This window comes from Chitinimonas violaceus, from assembly GCF_052601015.1.
In genome coordinates, this window is sequence record NZ_JBQXDJ010000189.1 from 1 (window position 1) to 1,014 (window position 1,014).

2 protein-coding genes are annotated in these 1,014 nt (G+C 50.9%); one reads left to right on the forward strand and one right to left on the reverse strand.

The window, feature by feature from the left end; all coding sequences use genetic code 11:
* Nucleotides 1–183 precede the first annotated feature (183 nt).
* Nucleotides 184–570, reverse strand: a complete 387-nt coding sequence (locus ACUHMQ_RS20825) for a helix-turn-helix domain-containing protein (protein ID WP_445297353.1) — start codon at nucleotides 568–570, stop codon at nucleotides 184–186.
* 101 nt (nucleotides 571–671) lie between these two features.
* On the opposite strand from ACUHMQ_RS20825, the gene ACUHMQ_RS20830 reads away from it, so the two are divergent.
* On the forward strand, nucleotides 672–1,014 hold a 343-nt coding region (locus tag ACUHMQ_RS20830; protein WP_445297354.1), incomplete at its 3' end, for a CHC2 zinc finger domain-containing protein.

The window sequence follows — 1,014 nt, forward strand, 5'->3', positions numbered from 1 at the left end:
TGTTCCGTCATCAAGGATATGGGTATGCCCCGGAGGACTACTATCAAACGGACTGCTAGGGCCTGCTTACCTATATAACGTACGTATCTCTCTTCTTCTTACTCTTATTTAAATAAAAAAGCCCCCTCAACCCCAGCTGCTGCTTGGGGTTTAGGGGGTTTCTCTTTAGCTGCTGACTGCGGGTTAAACAGCCATAACGCGATTGATCTTGGCCCGCTTCACTAAGCTGTCCATCAAGATAACAAGCGCCTGTTGGTCTTCATCTGGCAAGGCATCCACTTCATGTAGCAAGGCATATAGCTTGGGGTTGTGCACAGCGGGTTCATTCACAGTAGATACACGCCCGGTTAACTCATCAAGCGTGACGTTAAGTACGTCAGCGATCTTGATGATTGTTTCCAATTGAGGAACGAAGCTGCCACGTTCCCAACGGTTATAAGCGCGCGGATTAGTTCCAATTAACTCAGCAAGCCTAGCCTGAGTCAATTTACGTGCTTCCCGCAGTGTCCTAAGTCGTTCCGCAAAAGCGACCATATCGAGCACCACTAAAGGCAAGGAGATGGTTGGCATTGTATGGGTACCTCGAACGTGACACTTTTAAAATAGACACATGTGGATATATCATAGCACCCACTTATGTCGCTTGACAGGTTTTAGAGGGAATTCCGTTTATGGCCCGCATCCCGGACACAGAAATCGAACGCTTGAAGGCCGAGGTGTCATTGGTTCGCCTGATCGAGGCGGATGGCATTACGCTGAACAAGCAAGGGAAGGATTACGCGGCCTGTTGCCCCTTCCATGAAGACGACAAGCCCAGTCTGGTGGTGACACCTAGCAAGAACCTGTTTCATTGCTTTGGCTGCGGCGAAGCAGGTGGCCCCATCGATTGGGTGATGAAACGGCGCAATATCAGCTTCCGGCATGCGGCGGAATGGTTGCGGACGGGCTTAGGGGACCGCAGCCTGGAACCGGTATTAACCCCTTCTTCCTTAGCCGCTTCGCCTGTTGCTGAGT

What these genes read in the sequence shown, in the direction of transcription:
- ACUHMQ_RS20825 (WP_445297353.1), bottom strand. Translation starts at nt 570, where the DNA reads ATGCCAACCATCTCCTTGCCTTTAGTGGTGCTCGATATGGTCGCTTTT.